This window comes from Streptomyces pseudoechinosporeus, from assembly GCF_054783935.1.
In genome coordinates, this window is sequence record NZ_BAAGPS010000067.1 from 13528 (window position 1) to 38713 (window position 25186).

The 25186-nt window shown below is 67.2% G+C and carries 18 protein-coding genes and 1 pseudogene; 5 read left to right on the top strand and 14 right to left on the bottom strand.

All coding sequences use genetic code 11. The features are described from left to right. The first annotated feature begins 39 nt into the window (after positions 1 to 39). Positions 40 to 552 (top strand): DinB family protein, encoded by a 513-nt coding sequence (locus ACYVO6_RS40290; RefSeq protein ID WP_461070325.1) that lies wholly within the window; start codon positions 40 to 42, stop codon positions 550 to 552. Positions 553 to 1117: 565 nt separating this feature from the next. On the opposite strand, the gene ung is transcribed toward ACYVO6_RS40290, so the two are convergent. The 7 genes and pseudogenes from ung to ACYVO6_RS40325 all read right to left on the bottom strand — a co-directional run. Next, positions 1118 to 1801 carry a uracil-DNA glycosylase gene (gene ung / locus ACYVO6_RS40295; RefSeq protein WP_461070327.1) on the bottom strand — a complete coding sequence of 228 codons (684 nt, stop codon included), beginning with the start codon at positions 1799 to 1801 and terminating at the stop codon, positions 1118 to 1120. 143 nt (positions 1802 to 1944) lie between these two features. Continuing rightward, entirely contained in the window at positions 1945 to 3525 is a 1581-nt protein-coding gene (locus ACYVO6_RS40300) for an ABC transporter substrate-binding protein (protein WP_461070329.1), read from the bottom strand. Between the two features lie 203 nt (positions 3526 to 3728). Further along, positions 3729 to 4487 (bottom strand): SDR family oxidoreductase, encoded by a 759-nt coding sequence (locus ACYVO6_RS40305; RefSeq protein WP_461070331.1) that lies wholly within the window; start codon positions 4485 to 4487, stop codon positions 3729 to 3731. Between the two features lie 26 nt (positions 4488 to 4513). After that, positions 4514 to 5275: a 3-oxoacyl-ACP reductase FabG gene (gene fabG / locus ACYVO6_RS40310; protein ID WP_461070333.1), complete on the bottom strand. Its 762-nt coding sequence runs from the start codon at positions 5273 to 5275 to the stop codon at positions 4514 to 4516. Between the two features lie 141 nt (positions 5276 to 5416). Next, positions 5417 to 5809, bottom strand: a complete 393-nt coding sequence (locus tag ACYVO6_RS40315; protein WP_461070335.1) for a DUF3037 domain-containing protein — start codon at positions 5807 to 5809, stop codon at positions 5417 to 5419. Then, on the bottom strand, positions 5806 to 6573 hold the full coding sequence (locus ACYVO6_RS40320) for a HipA family kinase (protein WP_461070337.1): 768 nt from the start codon (positions 6571 to 6573) through the stop codon (positions 5806 to 5808). Before ACYVO6_RS40320 ends, ACYVO6_RS40315 begins: the two co-directional genes overlap by 4 nt. A 76-nt stretch (positions 6574 to 6649) precedes the next feature. Then, a pseudogene (locus tag ACYVO6_RS40325) lies at positions 6650 to 6868 on the bottom strand (site-specific integrase); the annotation flags it as partial. Between the two features lie 50 nt (positions 6869 to 6918). Between ACYVO6_RS40325 and ACYVO6_RS40330 the strand changes: the two are divergent. Continuing rightward, positions 6919 to 7209 (top strand): transposase, encoded by a 291-nt coding sequence (locus tag ACYVO6_RS40330; RefSeq protein ID WP_461070339.1) that lies wholly within the window; start codon positions 6919 to 6921, stop codon positions 7207 to 7209. Then, positions 7197 to 8138 (top strand): IS3 family transposase, encoded by a 942-nt coding sequence (locus ACYVO6_RS40335; protein WP_461070341.1) that lies wholly within the window; start codon positions 7197 to 7199, stop codon positions 8136 to 8138. Before ACYVO6_RS40330 ends, ACYVO6_RS40335 begins: the two co-directional genes overlap by 13 nt. A gap of 158 nt (positions 8139 to 8296) precedes the next feature. Here ACYVO6_RS40335 and ACYVO6_RS40340 read toward each other — a convergent pair whose 3' ends face one another. Continuing rightward, the gene (locus tag ACYVO6_RS40340) at positions 8297 to 8929 is read right to left on the bottom strand and encodes an SMI1/KNR4 family protein (RefSeq protein WP_461070343.1); all 633 of its coding nucleotides are present in this window, start codon (positions 8927 to 8929) and stop codon (positions 8297 to 8299) included. A 176-nt stretch (positions 8930 to 9105) separates the two neighbouring features. On the opposite strand from ACYVO6_RS40340, the gene ACYVO6_RS40345 reads away from it, so the two are divergent. After that, the gene (locus tag ACYVO6_RS40345) at positions 9106 to 10386 is read left to right on the top strand and encodes a DUF4241 domain-containing protein (protein ID WP_461070345.1); all 1281 of its coding nucleotides are present in this window, start codon (positions 9106 to 9108) and stop codon (positions 10384 to 10386) included. A gap of 75 nt (positions 10387 to 10461) precedes the next feature. Here ACYVO6_RS40345 and ACYVO6_RS40350 read toward each other — a convergent pair whose 3' ends face one another. The 6 genes from ACYVO6_RS40350 to ACYVO6_RS40375 form a co-directional block, all read right to left on the bottom strand. Continuing rightward, a complete protein-coding gene (locus ACYVO6_RS40350; protein ID WP_461070347.1) occupies positions 10462 to 11151 on the bottom strand; it encodes a hypothetical protein in 690 nt (229 codons plus the stop codon). Positions 11152 to 12367: 1216 nt separating this feature from the next. Further along, a complete protein-coding gene (locus tag ACYVO6_RS40355; RefSeq protein ID WP_461070349.1) occupies positions 12368 to 12874 on the bottom strand; it encodes a hypothetical protein in 507 nt (168 codons plus the stop codon). Then, positions 12874 to 13752 (bottom strand): hypothetical protein, encoded by an 879-nt coding sequence (locus ACYVO6_RS40360; protein WP_461070351.1) that lies wholly within the window; start codon positions 13750 to 13752, stop codon positions 12874 to 12876. The genes ACYVO6_RS40355 and ACYVO6_RS40360 overlap by 1 nt, the downstream gene beginning before the upstream one ends. 139 nt (positions 13753 to 13891) lie before the next feature. Beyond that, positions 13892 to 14338: a hypothetical protein gene (locus tag ACYVO6_RS40365; protein ID WP_461070353.1), complete on the bottom strand. Its 447-nt coding sequence runs from the start codon at positions 14336 to 14338 to the stop codon at positions 13892 to 13894. Positions 14339 to 14519: 181 nt separating this feature from the next. Then, positions 14520 to 15647: an N-acetylmuramoyl-L-alanine amidase gene (locus ACYVO6_RS40370; RefSeq protein ID WP_461070355.1), complete on the bottom strand. Its 1128-nt coding sequence runs from the start codon at positions 15645 to 15647 to the stop codon at positions 14520 to 14522. Continuing rightward, positions 15644 to 16159 carry an MmpS family transport accessory protein gene (locus tag ACYVO6_RS40375; protein ID WP_461070357.1) on the bottom strand — a complete coding sequence of 172 codons (516 nt, stop codon included), beginning with the start codon at positions 16157 to 16159 and terminating at the stop codon, positions 15644 to 15646. Before ACYVO6_RS40375 ends, ACYVO6_RS40370 begins: the two co-directional genes overlap by 4 nt. Positions 16160 to 16577: 418 nt before the next feature. On the opposite strand from ACYVO6_RS40375, the gene ACYVO6_RS40380 reads away from it, so the two are divergent. Then, a complete protein-coding gene (locus ACYVO6_RS40380) occupies positions 16578 to 25115 on the top strand; it encodes a golvesin C-terminal-like domain-containing protein (RefSeq protein WP_461070359.1) in 8538 nt (2845 codons plus the stop codon). The last annotated feature ends 71 nt before the right edge of the window (positions 25116 to 25186 follow it).

The window sequence follows — 25186 nt, forward strand, 5'->3', positions numbered from 1 at the left end:
CCCCTGGCGCTGCGTCAACGGGCGGGCGAGGATGCGCACATGACGACCGAACGCCGTGAGCCCGCCACCACCGCCGACGAGCGCACGATGCTGGAGGGCTGGCTGGACTACCACCGGCAGACCCTCGCGTGGAAGGGCGAAGGCCTCACCGATGCCCAGCTCAGGACCGCCTCCGTGGAACCGTCCGAGCTGACCCTGATGGGGCTGGTGCGGCACATGGCCGAAGTGGAGCGAGGCTGGTTCCGCAAGGTGCTTGCAGCTGAGGACGCCGGCCCGATCTACTACACCGAGGAGGACCGTGACGGCGAGTTCCACCTCTCCGAGACGGACACCTGGGAGGAGGCGTACGCCACCTGGCAGGCCGAGATCGAGAGCGCCCGGCGCAACGCAGCCCGTTTCGGCCTCGACGACATCTCCGAGGGCAAGCACCGGCGGACCGGCGAGCGGTTCAACCTGCGCTGGATCTACACGCACATGATCGAGGAGTACGCCCGCCACAACGGCCACGCCGATCTGATCCGTGAGCGCATCGACGGGGTCACCGGCGACTGAGGCAGCATCCTCACGGGCCGTTCACCCGTGCGGGGCATCCTTCGCTTCTCAGCTCCCCAAGTGGCCCCGGACACAGCAGAGTTGCGCGGGTGCATCGAACGACGACCACCGCAACGCTCCTGGTCACCGTGGCCGTCTCGGCCGTCTCCGGCTGCGTGACCATCCAGCACCCGCCCTCCCCCGGCGTACCGGCCCCACCGAGCCGTCCCTCGACACCGCACCCCGAGGTCAGGGCCGACCCACACATCGTGCAGGCCCCGGCCCGCGAGGCCCTGGAACGCCTCGGCCCGCCCCGCCGCCCTTCCCCACCGACGGCAACACCCCGCCCGACAGCACCGCCATCTCCCACGGCCGGCGCACGCCGGACCCCCACGGAGGCGCCGAGGATCTCTGAGCCCCAGCGCCCCGAACAGCCTCCTACACCACGCGACATCCCACGCGTCCCAGCCCAGCCGCGCCCAGCGGACCCGGGCGTGTGCGACCTGGGCCGAAAGTACGGCAGATGGCAGCCGGACAGCCCAGAGGCGGCCATCTGCCAGGAGACGTACGGCAGTTGAGCCCCTGGTCAGCCAAGATTCGGGATCCGCCAGTCGATCGGGGCGTGGCCCTGCCGGGCGACCGCCTCGTTGATCTGGGTGAACGGGCGCGAGCCGAAGAACTTCTTGGCGGACAGGGGCGAGGGGTGCGCGCCCTTCACCACGGCGTGCCGTTCCTCATCGATCAGGGGCAGCTTCTTCTGGGCGTAGTTGCCCCACAGCACGAAGACCGCGGGGTCGGGCCGCGCAGCCACCGTCCTGATCACCGCGTCCGTGAACTTCTCCCAGCCCTTGCCCTTGTGCGAGTTGGCCTCGCCGCCACGGACCGTCAGCACCGCGTTGAGCAGCAGGACGCCCTGTTCGGCCCATGGCATCAGAAAGCCGTTGTCCGGGATGGGGGTGCCCAGCTCCTCGTGCATCTCCTTGTAGATGTTGCGCAGCGACGGCGGGACCTTCACGCCGGGGCGGACGGAGAAGCACAGGCCATGCCCCTGGCCCTCGCCGTGGTACGGATCCTGGCCGAGGATCAGTACCTTCACCCGCTCGTACGGCGTCGCGTCGAGCGCGGCGAAGACCTCCTCGCGCGGAGGGTAGACGGGACCCCTCCCCCGCTCCTCCTCCACGAACTCGGTGAGCTCCTTGAAGTAGGGCTTCTGCAGCTCCTCGCCCAGGACGCCGCGCCAGGACTCGGGCAGCATGGCGGTGTCGGTCACGTGAACTTCCTCCGTTGTGCGCTGACTTGACGGCCGCAACGTGCGTACGGCCAGGGACGGCCGCGCGGGGCGCGGCCGTCCTCAGAGCACAGAAACCTACAGGCGCCCACTGACAATCGGGCCCGAGGCCGGAGAGGGCTGGGCTACCAGCTGGTCTTCCAGTACAGCTCCCACATCGCCATCATCGTCGCCGGGTCGATGGAATTCTCGGCACCGGCGATCTCTTCGTTCGCGGCCACGTACGACTTGCCCTGCCACAGCGGCAGCAGCCGCGCGTCGTCGACGAGGATCTGCTGGGCCCGCTCGAACTGGGTGGCCACGGCGCCCCGGTCGCTCTCACGGCGGGAGTCGGGGATCAGCTCGTTGGTGATCTCGGGTGCCTCGTACGGGGTACCGAGCGCGTTCTGCTCGCCCACGAAGGGCGCGATGAAGTTGTCGGCATCGGGGAAGTCGGGGTTCCAGCCGCGCCCGAACACCGGGTACTCGCCCTTCTGGTAGCCCGGCGCGTAGGTCTTCCAGGGGCGGCTCTTCAGCGTGACGGTGAACAGGTCGGAGGCCTCCAGCTGCCGCTTCAGCTCCTCGAAGGCCGGCTTGGTCTGCGAGCCGTAGCGGTCGGTCGTGTACCAGAGGGTGATCGGGACGGGCTCGGTGATGCCGTCCTGCTCGAGGATCTGCCTGGCCTTGGCGGAGCTGGGTTTCCCGAAGTCGTCGAAGAAGCCAGTGGTATGGCCGACCAGGCCCTTGGGGATCATGGAGTACAGCGGCTCGACGGTGTCCTTGTAGATGTTGTGGACGAGCGCCGGACGATCGACGACCTGGGCGATCGCCTTACGGACCGCGGGCCTCTTGGCCCACGGGTCCTTGGGGTTGAACACCAGGTAGCTGATCTCGGTGGTGGGGTTCTCGACGAGCTGAAGCCCCGTGTCGTCGCCGCCCTCCTGGATGTCCACGACGTCGGTGGCACCGAGGCCGCGGTAGATGACGTCGATCTGCTTGCTCTTGAGAGCGTCGACCACCTCGGACGAACCCGAGAAGTAGCGGATGGTGACAGCGCTGTTCCTGAGCTTCGCGATGCCCTTGTAGCTGTCGTTCTTGACGAGCTGGGCCTCCTTGCCGTCCTCGTAGGACTCCAGGCGGTACGGCCCCGCCCCGGTGACGCCGCCGTCCTCGCGGAGCTTGTCCGCGGGGTACTCCTCGGGATCCACGATCGCCATGGCGGGCGTGGAGAGCACGAAGGGGAACGTCGCGTCGGGCTGGTTCAGATGGAAGACGACCTCGAGGTCGCCCTTCGCCTCGACTCGGCCGAGGGTGGTCAGCAGACCGGCAGGGCCACCGTTGACGTTGATCTTCTTGATCCGGTCGATGGAGTGCTTGACGGCCTTCGCGTCCAGGGCGTGTCCGTTGGTGAACTTCAGGCCCTCTTGCAGCGTGCAGCTGTACACCGAGCTGGAGCTGTCGGTGAACCTGCAGCTCTCGGCGGCGTCGGGCTCCGGCTTGGACGCGCCGGCGGGGAAGTTCAGCAGGGTCTGGTGGACATTGCGGAACAGCTCCCAGGAGCTGTCCCAAGCGGCTGCCGGATCCAGGGTGCTGGGCTGACTGGTCGTCCCCACGACGATCGGCTTCCCGTCGCCGGAGGAATCCGAGGAGAAGACACCGCATCCGGCGACCAGGGCTATGGCCGCGATGGCCCCCATCAGACGCAGGTATCTGTCCCGCTTGAACACGCGCACCATCCTCGATCGGGCATACCACAAGGGTGGCCAGACGATACCGCAGTGGCGGGTCGCTTTGCCCGCCGCCCTGGCAAGCACTTGGTCAGCGCACTGCCCGGGCGATGACGGAACCGTTTCTGACTCGTTACTGCCCGCCTTCTCAGGCGGGCGCCCGCGCGGATCCGGCCAGGTCGCGCGGGCGCCAGCCGCTGCCGTCAGCCGACGCCGGCGTTGAGGAAGATCCCGCCGTCGACGACGAGCGTCTGCCCGGTGATCCAGTCCGACTGTTCCGAGGTGAGGAACGCGGCGGCACCCCCGATGTCCGACGGCATGCCGAGCCGGCCCAGCGGGTAGGACGCGGCGGCCTCCTCCTCGCGGCCCTCCCACAGCGCTTCGGCGAACTTGGTCTTCACCACGGCCGGCGCGATCGCGTTGACCCGCACCTTGGGCGCGTACTCGTGCGCCAGCTGGACGGTCAGGTTGATCATCGCGGCCTTGCTCATGCCGTACGCGCCGATGAACGGCGAGGCCGAGACGCCGGCGATGGAGGCGATGTTGACGATCGCGCCGCCGTTCTCGCTCTGCCAGGCCTTCCACGTCCGCTGGGCGAAGCCGAGCGCGGAGATCACATTGGTCTCGAAGACCTTGCGCGCGACGTTCAGGTCCAGCTCGGCCATCGGCCCGAACACCGGGTTCGTACCGGCGTTGTTGACCAGGAAGTCGATGCGGCCGTACACCTCCATCGTGCGCTCGACGGCGACAGCCTGGTGGGCCTCGTCATGCGCCTTGCCCGCGACGCCGATGACGCGGTCGGCGCCGAGCTTCTCGACGGCCTCCTTGAGCGCTTCCTCGTTGCGGCCGGTGATGCACACCCGGTCACCGCGGGCGATCAGCGCCTCCGCGATGCCGTAGCCGATGCCGCGGCTCGCGCCGGTGATGAGCGCGACCTTGCCCGAGAGTTCCACAGTGGTCATGTCCCTTGTCCCTGGCTTTCCCGGCCTCAGTTGAGCGGTCCGCCGGCAACGTACAGCACCTGTCCGGAGACGAATCCGGCGTCGTCACCTGTGAAGAAGGCGATCGCGTTCGCGACGTCGTCCGGCCTGCCGACGCGCTGTACGGGGATCTGAGTGGCGGCCGCGGCCTGGAACTCCTCGAAGCCCATGCCGACCCGCTCGGCGGTGGCGGCGGTCATGTCGGTGGCGATGAAGCCGGGCGCGACGGCGTTCGCGGTGACGCCGAACTTGCCGAGCTCGTGCGCGAGCGTCTTGGTGAAGCCCTGCAGACCGGCCTTGGCGGCCGAGTAGTTGACCTGGCCGCGGTTGCCGAGCGCCGAGGACGAGGAGAGGTTGACGACGCGGCCGAACTTGGCGTCCACCATGTACTTCTGGACGGCCCGCGTCATCAGGAAGGCGCCGCGCAGGTGCACGTTCATGACCGTGTCCCAGTCGGACGCGGACATCTTGAAGAGGAGGTTGTCGCGGAGCACGCCCGCGTTGTTCACGAGGATGGTCGGCGCTCCGAGCTCCTCGGCGATCCGCGTCACGGCGGCCTCGACCTGGGCCTCGTCGGAGACGTCGCAGCCGACGGCGATCGCCTTGCCACCGGCGGAGGTGATCTTCTCCACGGTGTCCTTGCAGGCGGCCTCGTCGAGATCGATCACCGCGACGGCACGCCCCTCGGCGGCCAGGCGTACGGCGGTCGCGGCGCCGATACCGCGCGCGGCACCGGTGACTACGGCGACCCGCTGCTCAGTGGTGGACATTGCTGGTTCTCCTCGCCTTTGAAAAGCCTGCGCTCACACGGTACGCCCATGAGGTGAGCGACCGCTTAGTACCCTTCAGCGGATGTGACGCTAGAAGCCCTGGCACGCGGTGTCAACGGAACACCGCGCACATGTGATCCATCACCTCACCAGCAAGTCGAGAAGCCGCCCGACCTCGGCCTCGGGATCCGCGGTGAGACCCGTATGCACGGGACCCGGCTGGACGACGGTCGAGCGGGGCGCGATCAGCCAGCGGAAGCGCCGCCCCGCGTCGTCGCTCGCCGCCTGCCCCGCCGCCTCACCCCCGGCGCAGACGCCCTCGACGGCACGCAGCGCGGCGCGCACGCCGGTCGCGTCCGCTGCCGGGTCCAGCGCCCGCAGCTTGGCCTCGTCGAGATGCGTGCGCGCGGCCACGAAGGACTTCGCGCGGCAGTACACCAGCACGCCCGCGTTGAAGCACTCCCCCCGCTCGACGCGCGGTACGACGCGCAGCAGGGCGTACTCGTAGACGTCACGGCCGTCGCGCCCGCTCACTTCGCCCCCACCTCGCTGATCTCGATGCGCTCGTGAATGGTGGCGGCGCGCGCCAACAGCGGCTCCGCGTAGGCGCGCCTGAGCGCGTCGGCCGAGTCGAACCCCGGCTCGTCCGTCAGCCAGACTTCGGGGATCTCAGCGGTCACCTCGGCGAGCAGTTCCTCGGTGATCAGCGGCGCCAACTGAGCAGCAACGGAGGCGATATCGGGGCCGAAGGGCGCGAGGGCGTGGTCGGAGGCGTCGTACGGCCGGGCCGCGGAGGCGGGTGCGCCGGGCCAGTTGTGGTGCCAGATCATGGTGGCGCCGTGGTCGATCAGCCATAGATCACCTTGCCACACAAGCAAGTTGGGGTTTCGCCATGATCGGTCCACGTTGTTGACCAGCGCGTCGAACCAGACGATCTTCCCGGCTTCCTCCGGGCTCACCCGGTGCGCGAGGGCGTCGAATCCGATCGCCCGGGAGAGAAAGTCCATCCCGAGGTTCAGCCCACCGCTCGACTTGAGCAACTCCTGTACTTCCTCATCCGGTTCACCGAGTCCGATGACCGGATCGAGCCCGATCGTGACCAGTCCCGGCACGCGCAGGCCCAGGCGACGCGCGAGCTCACCGCAGACGACCTCCGCCACGAGGGTCTTGCGCCCTTGCCCGGCGCCGGTGAACTTCATGACGTACGTTCCGAGGTCATCGGCCTCGACGAGCCCCGGCAGCGAGCCGCCCTCACGCAGGGGCGTGATGTAGCGGGTCACGGTGACCTCTCTTAGCATTTTCCCAGGCCACCTGTCTCTTCAGTCTTACAATCCACGACCTACCCCAGAAGGGCACAGCAGCGGAAATGACCCGTCAACGGCCCTGGGGAGAATCTGGGGAGTTTCGGTCGGCATGCAGATCTCCCCGTCTCCCGAGCAGTCCGTCGAGGGCAGTACGCCCCTTGCTCCCGGCCTCCGGCATGAAGTGAGCATAGTAACCGAGGGTGATCGCCGGCGAGGAGTGCCCGAGCCACCGCGCCAAGGTCACAACGGACTCCGCCGCTTCCAGCATGATCGAGGCATAGGTGTGCTGACCTTCCCCTCGTAGCGTAGAGACCGTGACTGCAGGGGAAGTTGGGAGTCATGGCGGGCAAGAGGCGGAAGTTCGACGCGGAGTTCCGCGAGGGGGCTGTGCGGATCGTCACCGAGACCGGCAAGCCGATCGCGCAGGTCGCGAAGGATCTCGGGATCAACGAGACCACGCTGGCCAGTTGGGTGTCCCGGGCCCGCAGGGCCGGCGGGGCCGGGCCGGTGGGCGAGAGCGAGGAACTGGCGCGGCTGCGGCGGGAGAACGCGCAGCTGAAGAAGGACAACAAGGAGCTGGCCATGGAGCGTGAGGTGCTCAAACGCTGCATGGTCTTGTGGGTGAAGTAGCTGTGGCGGACCCGGCGGCTCTCGTCGGGGTGATCAGCGACCAGAAGACCGTGCACAACGTTCCGCACCGCACCTCCTGCCGGGCTCTGGGCGTGTCGGAGGCGTGGTTTTACAAGTGGCGCCGTCGGCCGGCCGAGCCGACGAAGCGCGAGGCCAGGCGGGCGGCGCTGGCCGAGCGGATCCGCTGCTTCTTCGACCGCTCCGGCCGGACGTACAGCTCGCCGAGGATCACGCTGGACCTGTGGGAGGAGGGCTGGCAGGTGTCGCAGAACACCGTCGCCGAGATCATGGCCGAGCTCGGCCTGCAGGGCCGCAAGCCGCCTCGCCGACGCCGTTCGCTGACCCGCCCCGGCAAGCGGAAAGCCGCCCCTGACCTGGTGCGACGCAAGTTCGACGCCATCGCGCCCGACGTGCTGTGGTGGGGCGACATGACGGAGATCGACACCGGCGAGGGCAAGCTCTACCTCGCATCCGTCCACGACGCCTTCTCCCGCCGCGCTCTGGGCTATGCGAGGGGCGAGCGACACGATGCCGCGCTGGTCAGCGCCGCCCTGCAGATGGCGATCGCGACCAGAGACGGCCAGGTCGACGGCGTCATCTTCCACACCGACCGCGGCAGCGAATACACCTCCGAGGCGTTCCAGCAGCTGTGCGGCCGCTGGGGCGTGGTGCAGTCGATGGGGCGCGTTGGGTCGGCCCCGGACAACGCCGCCGCGGAGTCGTTCCACTCCGTCCTCAAGGTCGAGTACGTCCACCGACACACGTTCCGTACGCGGGCCGAGGCCCGGCTGAAGACCGCGACGTGGATCGCGGACTTCTACAACACCAAGCGCCGCCACAGCGCGGCCGGCGGGAAACCACCCGCCGAGTTCGAACGGATCATCCAGGAAGCGCGAGCCCGGACCGATCGGGAAGGCCGGGCCGCATAACCAACGTCTCTACGAAAACTGGGGATTGACACTGACGTACTCGCTCCGCCACGGAGGCACGCCGTCATGCCCGCACACCCCCTCGACGGGGATGTTCATGCCCGTGAGCGCCTACGCTGCGTGCGAGCAGCAGCAGCGTACGACGGTGTCCGTTACGGTCACCATTCGCCGCGGAAGCGCCTGTACTCGCCGTTCATCAAGTCCCAGAACGACCGGTAGCGGACCGCGCCGGGCAGCCAATGAGCGAGGTACCAGGCTTCCCACTCACCGTCAGGCGTGACCACGCAGGGGTTGAGGAGGTAGACGTCGGTGGCCTCCGGCGTGTGACTGATCTTCAGGGTGTGCGGCAGGTACTCGGGGCGGATCGAGACCGGGTCCTGGGCCTCGCCGTAGACGAAATACTCCTCGTCATCGACCCGAAAGCCGGCATCGCCGTATCCGTCGGTCCAGCCGGTGACGAGGGCGGGATCCAGGTCCCGCGCCCATCCCACCTCATGGACCTGCAGGATCCGTTCGATGTCATGGGTTGTGTTGAGCCAGCCGTTGCTCGTCAGCAGGAACTGCCGGTAGCTCGTGGGGAGCATGGCACCCAGGCGGTCCTCGAGAGCGTCGAGCTCCTCGCCGGTGGCCCCGCCGCTGCCCAGCCAGCGGGCCCTGCGGACCTCATCGGGGAACGGTTCAGCCCTCTCCTGCTCATGCAGCACCGGGTCGAGCCATTCGTCACTCCAGCGCTGCAACAGATCCCGCCATGCGTAGGAGGGCCCGTCACCATGGCCTCGTATGTTGCTCACGGCGGAAGAGTAACGACGGGCACTGACACGCCAGGGCCGGACTTCATACCCGACAGATCCGCAGCAACCAAGGTAGACACCCAGCCGGCGCCACGGTCTGCCTGCACCGATGCACCGCGTGGCCGGCAGACGAGCACGGCTGTGACAGATCCGCCCTCCCCGACGCTGAGATCAGCGTGATCATTGACGTGACGTACGGGGACGACTGGGACGCCGCCTCCCGCACGGTCCTCGGACCCATCAGCCGGGAGCACGCCGCGAACCGGGACGCCGCAGGCGAGCGGTACGCCGTGGTGCTGCGCGAGCGAGGGCGCCCGCGGCCGGTCGCCGTACTGCACATCGCATGGGCGCACGACTACCTGGGCGTGTGGGCGTACGACGACCAGGGCCGCCGCACCCGCGAGCTCGATCTACGCCGCCTGGAACCCGATCGGCTCTTCCTCCGCCACATCGCTCATTGGCGATACGACACCGAGGACATGGCGGAGTTCGCAGACAACGCGGGTCGCGTTCTCGTCGACCTCTACCCGGACGGCAAGGGCCGGAAGGTCTCTGAACCGAAGGGGATCGGGGGCGGCTCACTGCACACCCTGGCCGATATTCCGGACGAGCAGCGCTGGGCGCCGGCTCCCGCATTCGGCGACTGGGCGTGGGCTGTGGCCATGGTGACCGACGGGCGCGAATCCGACGTCACCCTGCGGGACATACCGGAGGAAGATCCACATCAAGGCGGTCCGGAGAACCGGCAACACGGTCATGCCATCGCCCCCGGATGGTCTCCGCCCAGCCCCCTGCGCCCTCGCTACCTCGACGAGATGTTCACGCCCGGCACCCGGTTCTCCCCACCGGACGACCAGGCCACCGGCCCGTATGCTGTCGAGCGCGTCATCGACGCAGGACCGCTACGGCTGCCGACCGGCCGGGTCGTCGCCTGCGATCCGGGCTGGACGGATCCCGGGGAGCCGTTCACGGTGGCCGTACCGCCCGGCAGCTACCGCATGCAGATCGCGACTGCGGCCTACCCGAGCGAGTTCTGGGGCAAGCAGCTGCACATGGAGGATTTCACCGGGGCGCGCCTCCTCATCTCCGAGAAACCTACGGCGACTTGGGAGCTGGCGTTGCGTCCCGGTGAGGACCCGCGGACACTGCGGGAGGGCGAGTTCTACGGCTTCGGCGTGGACACCGGCACCGGCTGCTTCGTCGACGCCGCGACGGCCGGCAGGCTCACCGGCGGAGAGAACGCCATCCCGGACGACGACAGCGCCGACAGCATCCTCGTCCTCGACGACCCGGAGTCCGGGGGCAACCTCATCGTCTACCCGAGCGGCATGGGAGACGGCTCCTACCCGGTGTGGATCGGCCGGGACGCCGACGGCGAGGTCACGTGCCTCATCGCCGACATGCTGATCTTGCGCCATCAGGAGCTGCTGCCAGGCAAATCTCGGCAGGGCTCGTAGCGGACGCAACAGGACTCATGGGGAGGCACACCCACGGCGATCGGCCCTGTTCTCAGGGACAGGCGTACCGCCCTCTCACATGGCGTCCATCACCCCTTTCGGCAGCACGACGGTCCCCTTGCACGTCCCCGAGGTCCGCTCGGTCACCTCCTGGTCGTACCGGATGCGCTGCCCGTCGTAAGGGATCAGGAAGGTGCACTTGAAGGTGTGAACGGTGACCCGGTACGTCGAGGCGTCGAGGACGAGCGACTCCTCGACTCTCTCCACGGCGATCTCGCTCTCGGGGGCGGCCACGCCGGCCGCGCGCAACTGCCGCAGGGTGGGGGCGAGTTCACGCAGGGCCTTTTGTACGACACCCTGGTCCCGTACGCCGGTCAGCGAACCCGCCGCCGTACGGACACGCAGTTCGGCTCGGCCATCCGGGCCGTCCTCCGACGCGGTGAGGGTGACCTCGTCGCCGTATCCCCGGAACGCCTCCAGCGCGGCGAGGGGATCCTCGACCTTGTCCGCGAACTCCGGGTCGGTGAGGGGCCCGTGCTCCCAGGCGGCCGTGCCCTTCTTGACGTAGGCCGTCCCCTCGGCAATGTAGATCTCCTCGGGCTTGCTCACGCCCTTGCTGAGGGTGGTGCCGGTGGAGTGCAGCGCCCACAGGTCGCCGGTGGTCCGGTGCACGGTGGCCGTGTAGGTCGCGGCGTTCTCCTCGCCCCGCAGGACCAAGCCCTCGCGGCCCTTCACCGCGAACGTCCAGCCCTTCTGCCCGGCCATCGCCTCCTCGGCGCGGGCGAGGAACTCGGCTGGAGTTGACCGGAAGGGCCGAGCGCCGGGCTCGGACCGGATCCAGCTTCAGGGATCCCGACGTGGTGGAACTAGCCGTAACGGCACTCACCAAGTCCCTCCAGACAGACTGCGCATCGACGAAGCAGCGGCCCTTCCCTGGCCAGAGGTTGTGTTGTCCGTCCGGCTAATCGCGGTACTACGGCCGCCTCCGACGCCCACCCGGCTCGCGTCCACTTCCCGGGGTGCACCCGGTTATAGAACGCGCAGCTTCCGGCGGCAGCTGTCCGCAGGCCGCCGGGCCGGGGAGGGCCTCCCCAGTTCCCGCTGTCACCGTCGCAACGTTCCACGCCCCATACGCCGGGGAGTCCCTCACGGCTGCATCTCCAGGATCTTCGCCGCTTCCATGGCCTTCGCCCTGATTTCGGGGGCTCGGCACTCCCTGTCCCCGCCCCGAGAGGCGGGCCTCTAACGACGCCGCAGGCTTCGCGTGATGCTACGGACCGCTGCTTTGCTCCCCCTTGCAGGGCTTTCGGCATTGGGCTTCGACGCCGGGCGTTTCCCCCCGACGCCGCCAGTCTGCTACCGGGCCTCCTGGCAGCTACCCGGACCGGACTTCCACCGGCAGGCGACAACGAGCTTACGACCGAAGATCACTTACAACATCAAGACCTCCAGTCTGCTGGGCGCGCGAAACAGGGAGGCTAGATCACTTCCCCGGACGGCTCTCGTCTAGGAGGCCCGTACCGTCCGCCTGAAAGCGGCCGCTGCCGCACGCATGGCTATGGCGATACACGCCTCGGAGGCCAGCCCCAGCGCCTGACACGCCTCACCCGTCACGGTTTCGTTCTAGGGCGCCGAGCAGGCGACGGCGTTCTCGTACGGGACGTCTATGTGCACCGATCCCCGCACACCGTCCGACCCTGCCCTTCACCGACAACACCAGTTCGTCGGTACTCAGGCCACGCGCCGTTCGAGGATGGGTACGTCCAAGCGGTCAGCCACCACCGCCGCAATCGGCACCTTCTCGCAGGTCAGAGCTCCAGATATGCCTGAAATTTGAATGCCTGCCCAGTTCCGTAGCCCGGAAGGGCTGACCTTTCCAGCGTCGCATTCTGTCCGTTGTCCACCAGGCCCTGCGGCTCACCGTCGTGTGCTCGCAACGGGCACGATATGACCGCGTCCTCGGGTTGGACGAATGGCGCGCTCAGCCCTGACTGCCGGCTTGACGGATCTCCACCGACAGATCGCGGAGGTGGAGACTGTGCGCGCCCTGGACGCTGATCTCGGTCAGCAGGGTCGCGTGAGGGACCAACAGGTCGCCGCTGTCGACGACGGCCTGGTGAAGGCTCACTTGCTGCCCGTACGGGCTTGCATGGACCTCAATGCGTGCCTGGACGACGCGGGGCGCGTCGGAGGGGTTGGTGAGGATAACGGGAAGTGTGACCATGTCCCCTTCCCGCAGTGGCGTGTACACCGTCACGCTTCCGTCCGTGGAGGCCGCGATCTGTGCGCCGAGCCGCTTCCTCTCTTCCGCGGTGACCGTGCCCGTGATCAGCTCCGTGGTGGGGTCGGATGCGGACGGGTGCGGCGGGAAGCCACGTGCGAGGTCCTCATTGGCGCTTGTCGCCAGCTTCACTCCGCCGAAGACGGCAGTACCGACGATCACCAGCCCGCCCGCCACGGCGCCCACGATCCGCCCCGCGCTGGGCATCAGCCGGCCAGTTCCGCGTTGGCCGCGGCCACCGCGCTGCTGTTCTGCGTACGGGTGACGTTCAGCTTGTCCTGGTGCTCGGCGATCTGCGCCTTCTGGATCTTCGATTCCTCGGCGAACCACACCGCGACCAGACCGGTCTTCTCCTTGCAGTCGATTTCCGCCAGCGCGACGGCGATCTCCTCCTTCGATGCCGCCCCGCCTTCCGCGTGCGGCGCGATCTCCGTCGCCTCGAACGGGGTGGCAGCCGTGTAGCCTCCGGCTTTCATGCACTGCGACCAGTCGGCCAGGCCCTGCCTCACGGCCGGGGCCCGCATGGACTCGGTGAAGCTGTTTCCGTTCAGTTCGGAGACGAACGCCAGGTCCTCGGGTGTGGGCTGCTTCAGTTTGTCCTTCGCCCACCCGGAGCAGCCTCCCTTGTGGATCTTCTTGCCCTTGTAGGACTCGGGGGCTGGTTCGGCGGCCAGGGCCGCATCGGGCGCGGTCGGATCGGTGGGCTTGGAGTGCCCGGTCAGCACCTGAACCTGTTCATCCGTCAGATCGGGCATCTTCTGCCGCACCTGGTTGTTCAACGCCTCAGGCAGGCCGTACCCGTACTGGGCGGCGGACTGACGGTCGGTTAGCCCGTATCTGCGCTCCATGTTGGCGTCGTTGTCGTTCGGTGGCGGAGTCGTACCGGCCGGCGGCAGCTCTATGGAGAAGCCGTAATCGGCCATGCACCTCTCCTGGAGCTTCCGCGACGCCTGGTCCAGGGTCACGGTGTCCTCGTAGGTCTGCATGTACGCCTCCAACGGCAGAGACAGGCCCTTCGCCAGTCCCCGCTCCGGAGTTGCCTTGGGCCAGTTCTCCTTGTCCACCATCGGCTTGTTCTCCGCCACTGGCGTGGCACCTGCAGTGTCGGCCGCGGTCCCTGCACCGCATCCGGTGATCAAGGCGGTCGCCGCTGCCATGGCCGCAGCAGCGGCAGTGCGCTTGTTCCAGTTCATGGTGATGTCCCCTATCCGTGGTGGCGGTGGCTCAGGCGAAGTGCTGCGATGCGTTCTCGTTCTTGAGCGCCGAGATCAGGTTGGTGAGATTGCAGTCGCCGTAGGGCTCTCGGTGGGCGAAATACTGTGAGGTGCCGCCGTAGCCCGAGTTGTAGTACACGCGGTAGTTGTCGGTTCCGGAGCAGTTCTGCGCCGAGGCCGCGTTGTTCTTCATGTACTGCCACGCGCCGTAGCCGTTGCCGTTGAAGACGTAGCGGTACGTCGTCAGGGTCGAGCCCTGGTACTGGCTGGTCCCGTAGTAGTCGTAGACGTTCCCGTAGAACATGGACCAACTGGTGACGTAGCGGCCATCCTTGATGGCGTACTCCTTGGAGTTGTACAGCAGCCAGAGGTCGCCTTCGGAGCAGTTGATCCAGGGAACATCGCAGTTGCTCGTGACCTTGTACTCAGCGGCGTGAGCCGGCGTGGCGGTGGCCATCAGCCCCATACAGGCGGCGAGGGCGGTGACCGCTGCGCTTATCCTGGCGCGCACCGACGTGTTCTTCATGCTGCGCATCCTCTTCCCCGATCTCTTCCCCGATGTTGTGATCGTCGTCTGACGCAGATCTCGCGTGTGCCGCAAGGGTCGTTACGGCCCGGCCGGTCTTCTCCCGACGAGCTCAACCCGTTTGCGCCGCCGAGGCGAGCGTGCGGATGGCCGGCAGGTCGGCGTACAGGTTGTTGCCGGGGCACTCGGTCGGGTAGCCGTCTCGGTGGCCGGAGATCCGGTTCAGGGTGACCTTCTGGCCTTTGGTGTACTTGCCGTTGTCGGCAGCGGCGGTGAGTACGACGGTTCCGGCAGCGTCGTATCCGTACAGTCCGAGCTTCCAGGCGGCGACCGCGGCCACCGCGTCGAGCACGGGCTGCGAGGAGATCGCGTCGTTGTAGTTGCCGAGGACGGCGACGCCCGAGGTGTCCGTGTTGAAGCCGTACGTCTGTGCGCCGACGACCGGCTTGTCGATGCCGCCCGCGCGGCCCTCGAAGACGGTGCCGCACTTGTCGACGAGGAAGTGGTAGCCGATGTCGTTCCAGCCCTGACCCTGTACGTGGTAGAGGAAGATCGCGCGGATGATGTCCGGGGACTGCTCGCAGGTGTAGTCGTTGGTGCCCGCCGTGTGGTGGGTGAACACCACCTTCGTGTCCGTGGTGTACGCTGCCGGGTCCTTCACCAGTGACTCGTCGGCGCCCCAGCCCGAGCGCGGGGTTACGACGGGCTGAGGCGCCGTGCTCGCGGTGGCGGTGGAGGCGTACGACGTGGAGGAGGTCGCCCCGGTCCCGTCCGGGTCCACCAGCTCCAGGCGCAGCCCGTCCGGCAGCCGCGACAGCTTGCCGTGCTGCCCGGTCACCCGGACCTGTACGCCATCGGACGGCCCGGTCCACAGCGGCTGGGTTCCGGCGCGCACCCCGCCGGCTTCGGCATCGATCCCGACCTCGGGCGTACGTATGTCGAGTTCGAGCTCACGCCAGCCGGACCAGAAACCGGTGGCCCTGTCGCGCGTACGGACCTCTGCCGTGCCGCCGAGCTCGGCGCGCGGTTCGGCCCAGGTGACGCCGAGCAGGCTGAACGGCTCTGTGCGCCGAGCGGACAGCGACCGTTGGGCGGGATCGGAGCCGTGCAGCGCGATGCTCCGCACTCCGGCCGGTATCTGCGCCGCCGGCGTCACCGAGGAGGTGAGACCGAGGGTCGCGAAGGTGACGGCGGTGGTCACCACGCCCCTGGCCGTACGGCGGACAAGGTGCGGGATCACTGGGCTCCTTCAGGCGCTGCGGACGCTTCGGGGGTGGGGAGTTCACTGCTGCACGTGGTCCGGCCGAAGGCGCCGGTGGCGGTGGCGCGTTGGACGTGCTTGCCACGTACGGCGAGGGTGCAGCTGGCCGTGCCGCCCTTCTCGCCGAGGGTGACGTTGACGATCGGGGAGGCGCCGAGCGGCACGCTCACGGTCTTCCTCCACGGCAGGCCGACGTTCGTGACGGTGTCCGCCTTGTCGCCGCCAGCCCCGCGGTAGGAGATGTCGACCGCGCCCTCGCCGAGCACCTCGTAGGTCACCTCGGCGGTGGGCGTGGTCGCCCGTTTGCCCGCCGGGTCGTCATCGGAGTCGAGGACTCCGTAGGCGACGAACGCGCCGCATGCGAGCAGCAGAGCCGCGGCGACGGCGATGCCGCCGCGGTCGGTGCGGCGGTCGTCCGGGGTCTCGGAAACCTTTGTGCCGTCCGGGGTTTTGGACTCATCCGGTCCTTCCGGTTCTTCGGTCGTCGGCATGGCCCAGCTTTCTGTAGACATGAATTCGGCTGGGTTATACACCATCGGATTCAAGAAATGCCAGGCACCGGAAAAGTCGGGCAAGGCAACCCAACCGCCCGCAATACGGTCAGCGAAATGCCCTAATTAAGAAGGCAGTTGACGGAACTCTCAACTCCGTGCTGAAGATCCTCCCACCACGATCACGCTCACCTCTGGCGAGGCCGTTTTTCCGTATGCGGAAGGCGGTCTTGGCTGGCATGCCCCGAGGCGCTCCGGTCGAGGTCAGGTCCACCGTGACCGGCGACGGAGCCCCCGTGCCGGCGCGTCGGTGCGCCTCTTTCGCCTGCGCGGAATGGGTGCCGATGAAGGGAATGGCGTGAAAGTGAGATACGGGCGGGCGATAGCCTGCCTCGTAGTTTCGGCGGTCGCCGGGACCATGCTGCCACAAGTCGCTTATGCGGCACCGGTTTCGAGTGATGACGGCGAGGGTATTGTCGATACCTTCGCGGGCTGGTTCTCGGACGACGAAGGCGAGTCAGGCGAGCCGGAGGAGCCGTCGACCGGTGGGACTCCGGTCCTGCCGAGCCGGGAGAAGCTGCCGAAGGGCAAGGCGGACGGGAAGACGAAACGCGTTGCGGAACTGACGGGCAGACGTACGGCGAACGCCCGGTACTGGAAGCTGTCCGACGGCCGGGTGCAGACCGAGGTGTCGGCGATGCCGACCGGGTATCGCTCGGGGAAGTCCTGGAAGGACATCGACCCCACGGTCACCCCGACCCGCACCAAGGGCTACGACTTCGCCAACACGACGAACGCTGCGAGTAGTTGGTTCGGGTCCGACGCCGACAGGCTGCTCCGCTTCGAGTCCGGTGACGGGCATGCGGTGACTCTGGGCCTCGAAGGCGCGGCCAAGCTCACCCCCGTCGCCAAGGGCGACACCGTCACGTACAAGGACGCCGTGGCCGGTGCGGACCTGTCGTACCAGGTCGGTCCTGGCCGGGTGAAGGAAAACATCATCCTGGACGGCCGGCCCGCCAAGCCGGTGTCGTTCACGTTCACGCTGGACGCGGGCGGGCTCACGCCGAAGGCGGGCAAGGATGGCTCGGTCCGCTTCTACGGCGAGGGCGCGAATCCCGTCCTGGTGATCCCGGCCGCGTTCATGACGGACGCGAAGAAGGACACCGCGTCGCCGTACGGCACCGCCTACAGCTCCGCCGTCCAGCAGAAGCTCACCCGGGTGGGCAAGGGCTGGAAGCTGACGGTCACCCCGGACGCGACGTGGCTGGCCGCGCCCGAGCGGCAGTATCCGGTCACGATCGACCCGACGATCGCCATCGCGCCGACGCCGACCACGGCGCAGGACGTGATGATCTCCTCGGACGGTCCGGGGTCGAACTACGACGACAACTGGCGTCTGTCGGTCGGCAACACCAGCACCGGCGCCTCCCGCGCCCTGCTGAAGTTCCCGCTCACCGGCGTCCCGGCCGGCACCAAGCTGGACTCGGCCGACCTCAAGCTGTACTACGACCAGACCCACACCACCGGCGACACCGAGGTCCAGCTGGAGGCGCACCGCGCCACCCAGGCGTGGGCCGAGGACCAGGCAACCTGGAACAGCGCCAACGCGATCACCGGTGAGCTGTCCGGTACGTCGGTGGTGGTGGACAACGGTGAGGCGGGCCGTACGGCGGCGGTGGGTTCGTGGCCGGCGTCGGGGAACACGGCGTTCACGCAGTACGCGGTGAACCAGACGTACATGTACAACAAGGATTCGGTCGCGGGTGACACCTACACCTGGCAGCCGAGTCTTCCCGAGGACGGCACATATCAGGTCGAGACGCACTACGTCCCGGCCTCCGACCGCGCCACGAACGCCCCGTACACCGTCACCTACAACGGCGGCACCAAGAGCTACACGGTCAACCAGCAGGCCGGCACCGGCGGTGTGTGGAAGGCCCTCGGCTCGCATCCGTTCAAGGCCGGCACGTTGGGCAAGGTCGTGCTCGGTGATGGGCCGGTCTCCACGTCGACGGCGGTGATCGCGGATGCGGTGCGGTTCACCAAGGGTGGTGTGGTCACCAAGCAGCCCGGTGAGCTGAACACCTGGCACAGCTTCCCGGTGACGAAGACGGTCCAGCAGTGGATCGACGGGACGTATGCGAACAACGGGTTCGTGATCAAGGCGGGTGACGAGTCCGCGAACGGTCCCAAGGGCGGTCCGCGGTACGAGGGCTCCGAGTTCGGGTACGGCGGTGAGACCGCGAACTACCCGCGCCTGGTGCTGACCTTCGGCCAGCAGGGCGTCGACCTCGCCGCCCCGACCACGATTCACGACACCGGCGCGGAGCTGAACTGGTCCGCGTACGACGACCAGGACCCGATCGGCACCGGTGACGACCTCGCCGAGTACCAGGTCCACCGCTCCATCAACCAGACGTTCACGCCGTCGGCTGCGACGCTCGTCGCCCCGGTCGCTCCGGGGACGACGTCGTACACGGACACCTCGGCAACGCCGACGAAGGCGGACGATCCGGATCCGTTCGGCCGGGCGTACTACTACATGGTCGCGGTCAAGACGAAGGACGGGCAGATCGTCGGCGCGCCGACCCAGCTCGTCCGCCTCCCCAAGGCGGGCCGGACGACCAAGGTTCTCGACGCGGTTCAGGACACCACGCTGTCCGCGGCCCGGTCGACGTCGACGCATGACACGATCGACGACGGCGGTCCGAAGAACTGGTTGAGTGTCGGCAACAACTCCGCCACCTACGGTGACACGCGTGCGGTGCTGAAGTTCCCGGCCCTGGGCATCCCGCAGACGGCCCGGGTCCTGGACGCAAAGGTGCGCCTGTGGTCCACCCAGACCGCCACCGACGCCGCCGGCGCCCTGTACGAAATCCGCCCGCTCACCCGCGACTTCGACGAGGCCACGGCCACGTGGGTCAAGGCGAATGCCACCACCAACTGGACCACGGTCGGCGGTGACTTCGGCGCCGTTGCGGGTGATACGGGGTCGAAGACGAACGACCCCGCCCGGCACGACTGGAGCATCACCTCCCTCGCCCAGTCCTGGGTGACCACCCCCTCCTCGCAGCAGGGCGTGGTCATCAAGATGGCCGACGAGGCCGCGTCCCAGGAGCGGACGCTGTTCCTGTCCTCCGAGGGCACCGAGCAGCGCCTGCGGCCCCGCATCGTGGTCACGTACATCGACTCGACCACCGCCTCGACGTACTACGCGCCGCAGACTCCTGCGCGCATGACGCCGAACAGCGACTACACGGTCGACTTCACCCTCACCAACACCACCACCGCCAACTGGACGACCGCCGACCACGTGCTGTCGTACCGGTGGACCCTGCCCGACGGCACGGACGTCACCAACGGCGGCAACCAGGTCCAGACGGCGCTGCCGAAGGACATGGTGCCGGGTGACACCGTCAACCTGCAGGCCGCCGTCAAGACGCCGATCAACTCGGACAACGGCAACAAGCGGACGGACTACGTCCTGACCTGGGACGTGCACAACAAGACCGCCGGCACCTGGGTCTCCGGCACCTCCGGCATCCCGGGCCTGAAGCAGAACGTCGCCGTCGAGGACCCGACGTCGAACCAGCTGGGTATGGAGAAGTTCTACTCCTACACCGGCAAGAACGCCGGCGCCGGCTCGACGGTGATGAACAACCTGGCGGCCGGTAACAGCGTGTGGCAGTACAACGCGTTCAACAACCCCGGCCGGGGCCTGAACACGTTCTTCCGGGTGGCGTACAACTCGCTGGACACCTCGGACACGGTCTCCGGCCACGGTTGGTCGTTCCAGGCCTCGGGCCCGATCCGGCTGGGTGCGCCGCTGGACTTCCACCCCAACCCGAACCCGACGGAGATCCGCCTCCCGGACGGCGACGGCACCACGCACGTCTTCCGCAAGCAGCCGGACGGCACGTGGAAGGCCCCGGCCGGCGTCCACTACAAGATCACGCCCAAGGCGGGCCTGGACTGCACCCCGGCCAAGGACCCGATCCCGGACGCCTGGACGCTCACGCGCCCCGACGGCACCCGCTTCCTGTTCGGCTGCGACGGCTACATGACGTCCGCGATCGACAAGAACGGCAACACGCAGACGTACACGTACGAGGAGCGCAGGTCCAACAACAAGCCGACGAAGTTCCTGGTCTACATCACGGACCCGGCGGGCCGGCAGTCGCTCACGGTCGACTACTACGACAAGGCCGAGGCGACCTCGCCGAAGATCGAGGACCACATCCAGTCGGTCACCGAGATCTCGGGCCGCAAGCTCACGTTCGAGTACTCGGACAAGGGCCTGATGACCAAGATGACCGACGGCGTGGGCTCGGCCCAGCCGAAGGTCTTCGGCTTCACGTACGACGCCACGCAGGGCAACAAGAACGTCAAGCTGGTCCAGATCACCGACCCGCGGAACAACGCCACGAAGCTGGCGTACAACGAGCCGTCGGCCGGGGACGACCCGAAGTACCACTGGTGGACGAAGACGGTCACCGACCGTCTGAACGGGACGACCGGGTTCACGTACGCGGCGAACGCGTCGAACGCGAAGTTCACCGACACCAAGGTGACGGACGCGGAGTCTCACACCACCTCCTATGTGACGGACGACTTCGGCCGTCCGGTGCAGACGACGAACGCCAAGTCCCAGACCACCAAGATGGCGTGGGACGGGGACAACAACGTCACGTATCTGGAGGAGGCCAACGGCGCCAAAACCGCGTACTGCTACGACCAGAAGACCGGCTATCCGCTCTGGTCGCGGGACGCGGAGAACAACAAGTCCGGTGTTCCGGCTGCCTCGGAATGTGCTCCGGGTACGTACCCGGCCAACTCGCAGCAGTACAGCTACCAGACCCGTCTGGACGGCTACTCGGCCGACCTGTACACCAAGACCTCTCCGGAGGGCCGTAAGTGGCAGTTCGGCTATGACTCGTTCGGCAACCTGAAGACGGTCACCGACCCCAAGGGTGTCGCGACGTCGACGGCGGACGACTACACCACCAAGTACGAGTACGACGCCTACGGTCAGATGACCAAGGCGATCGACGCCAACGGCAACCCGACGACCAACAGCGACTTCGGTCCCACGGGTTACCCGGCGAAGATCACCGACGCGCTGGGCAAGGCGACGTCCTTCGTCTACGACGAGCGCGGCCAGGTCCGCGAGGCCACCGACGCGCTGGGCAAGAAAACCACGCAGGAGTACGACGCGTTCGGCCGCCCGCTGGTGAAGACGGTGCCGAAGGACCAGGCGGCGGGCGTCCTGATCACGATGCCGGCGCCGGAGTACGACGCGAACGACAACGTCACCAAGGCGACCGCACCCAATGGTGCGGTGTCCACGGCGGTGTACGACGCGGCGGACCAGATCACCTCGGAGACCGCGCCGAAGGACACGGCCACCTCCAGTGAGCGCAAGACGGTCTACACCTACGACAAGGTCGGCAACCTCAAGGCGACGACCGAGCCGAAGGGCGTGCTGACCACGTCGGATGCGACCGACCACGTCACCACCAACGCGTACGACGAGATCTACCAGCTCACCTCCGTGGTGAACTCCGATCAGGACAAGATCTCCTACACGTACGACAGCGTCGGCAACGTCACCCAGATCGTCGACCCGAAGAAGAACGCCACGGCGGACACGTCCGACTACCTGACCAAGACCGCCTACGACCTGAACCACCGGGTCACCACGGTCACGAACGCGGCCGGCAAGTCCACCTCGACCACCTACGACAAGGACTCCCTGGTCATCCAGACCAAGGACGCCGAGGGCAACATCACGTACGTCGACTACGACGAGCGCGGTAAGCAGAAGGAGGTCCGGGTCCCTTACGAGGGAACCACGTTCCGCACGAGTCAGTTCGAGTACGACCAGGTCGGCAACACCACCAAGGTGATCACCCCGCGGGGTACGGCCACGGCCACCGCGGACGACTTCACCCAGCGCACCGAGTACGACGCGCTGAACCGTCCGGTCAAGCAGTTCCAGCCGTACGACCCGAACGACGGCCGCTACAACAGCCCGAACGTCTACACGCAGACGGTGTACGACGCGGTGGGCCGGGTGACGAAGAGCTCACTGCCGCCGTCGGAGGGCCAGACGGTCCGCAACGACACGGTCTTCGAGTACTTCGACAACGGCTGGACGAAGAAGTCCACCGACCCGTGGGACATCACCACCACCTTCGACTACACCGAGCTGGGCCAGCAGAAGGCTCGCACGCTCACCTCTGCGGGCGGCTCCTCGGACCGCACCATGACGTGGTCGCACTACCCCGACGGCAAGCTGAAGTCCAAGGCGGACGACGGCGTTCCGGTGGGCAAGTCGGTGGTCCTGGTGGACAACTCCGACACCCAGCACACCTCTTCCACGGGTACGTGGGCGAAGGGTGACATCGCTGGGCAGCAGGGCTACGACCACCGCACGCATGCGGCCGGCACGGGCACCGATGCCTACACGTGGACGCTGAACATCCCCAAGGACGGCACCTACACCGCGTATGTGAAGTTCCCGAAGGTGACCGGCGCCGCGACGACGGCTAAGTACACCCTGTCCCAGGGCACGACCACCCACCCGGCGGTGACCAAGGACCAGAACGCGTCCACCGGCACCTGGGTGTCGCTCGGCTCCTACAGCCTCAAGCAGGGCAACGACGCCAAGCTGAAGCTGGAGCAGAACGCCGGCGGGATCGTCGTCGCGGACGCGGTCAAGCTGGTACGGGACACCTCAGGTGAGACCGACAGCGAGACGAAGTCCTTCGCCTACGCCTACGACGTCAACGGCAACCTGACCTCGATCGACGACACCTCCTCCGGTGCGAAGATCGACGCGTACACGGTCGCCTACACGGGCCTCAACCAGGTCCAGAAGGTGACCGAGGCGCTGGCCGGCCAGGAGAAGAAGGCCACGTCGTACGTGTACGACGCCAATGGCAAGCCGGAGACGATCACCCACCCCGACCAGTTCTCCAAGTACACCTACAACCTGCGTGATCTGGTCCAGTCGGTCTCGGTGGGCAAGAGCGCGACGGACGCCTCGCCGAAGGTGACGTCCTACACGTACACCGACCGGGGCCTGAAGCTCCAGGAAACCAAGAACAACAAGAACACGGTCGACTACACCTACTACCTCAACGGTGCGGTCAAGACGACCACGGAGAAGAAGCCGAACAGCACCCTCGTCTCCTCGCACACCTACGCCTACGACCCCAATGGGAACAAGGCGCAGGACGTCGCGAAGAAGATGAACGCCGACAACAACGCGGCTTACCTCGAGTCGACCACGGACTACACCTACGACCCCGTGAACCGGCTCGCCAAGTCGGTCAAGACCGGCAACGGCGCGGGCACCGAGACGTACGTCCACGACGACAACGCCAACGTCATCAGCCAGACGGTCAAGGGCACGTCCACGACGTACACCTACGACCGCAACCGGCTGCTCTCGGCGACGGTGGGCGGCTCGACGGCCACCTACAACTACGACCCGTTCGGTCGTCAGGAGTCCGTCACCGGCGGCGGCAAGGTCATCGAACGCTCGGTGTACGACGGCTTCGACCATGTCGTCGAGTCCCAGAAGATGGACGACGCCGGCGCGCTGAAGTCGACGAAGTACACCTTCGACCCGCTGGACCGCACGGCGTCCAAGACGGCCGACGGCAAGACGACCGACTTCAGCTACCTCGGCCTGTCGACCGAGGTGCTGGGTGAGGAGGTCGCCGGCGAGCTCACCAAGTCGTACCAGTACAGCCCGTGGGGCGAGCGGCTGTCCCAGGTCACGCACAAGACCGATGGCACCAGCGAGGACAGCTACTACGGCTACAACTCGCACACCGACGTCGAAACGCTGACCGACAAGGACGGCAACTCCAAGGCCACTTACGGCTACACGGCCTACGGCTCGGACGACGAGTCCGAGTTCACCGGTATCGACAAGCCCGACGCCGGCAACCCGACGAAGGAGGCGTACAACCCCTACCGCTACAACTCCAAGCGGTGGGACGCCCACGCCGGCACCTACGACATGGGCTTCCGGGACTACAACCCCGGACTCAACCGGTTCACCAGTCGGGACATGTACAACGGCGCCCTCGCGGACATGGGCCTCGGCTCGGATCCCTACACCGGGAACCGGTATGCCTTCACCGGTGGCAACCCCACGACCTTCATAGAGATCGATGGGCACTGCTTCGGGTGGGACGCCTGCGAGGACTTCTTCGGTGATGCCGGGGACGCCGTCGCCGGTGGCGCGAAGAAGGCGAAGGGCGGCTGGCTCACCGTCGTCGACACGTTCCTCACGGGCATCGGGTGGTACAACGAAACGGCCCCCAACGGCTACTCGTCCGAGCACACGGGCGACCTCAGCAAGGGCCGGCTCACCACGCCCGAGGACGACTGGGACTGGGTGCCGGCGGATACGCTGTTCCCGTTCACGGAGGGCAACTGCACCGATGACCAGAGCGCGGTGTTCTACCAGCCCCTCGACAAGTACGACAGGGCGCAGGGTGTGCGGGCCTGTCTCAACAAGGGCGACTTCAGCTGGATCAACGACAAGGGCCAGACGATGGGCAACTCCGACTCCATGATCGCGGGATCGCCGGTTCCGCGTCCCATGAGGGATCATCCGGAGACCATCACGCCGGGCATGAAGGCGGGGATGAACCGCGGTCACCTCTTGGCCAATGCGCTGGGCGGTAGCGGTACCGACCGTCGGAATCTGGTTTCCTTGTATGGAAGACCCAACAGGTCTCAGATGAGGAAGGTGGAGAACGAGGTTGCCAGGATGGTGGAGGCGGGGGACACGGTCTACTATGAAGTAACCGCCCACTACACCGGCCGAAATGGCGCTCCGGATTACCTGACCATCAAATGGTTGAACATGGACACCGGGGAAGCTCCGCTCGATCCCATTACGATCTGGAATACACCTTCAGGGCTCCAGCCCTGAGTTAGGCAGCCAGTTCGCCGAAGATACAATGGGTGTGGGTGAATATCGCTGATGATGTTCACCCACACCCT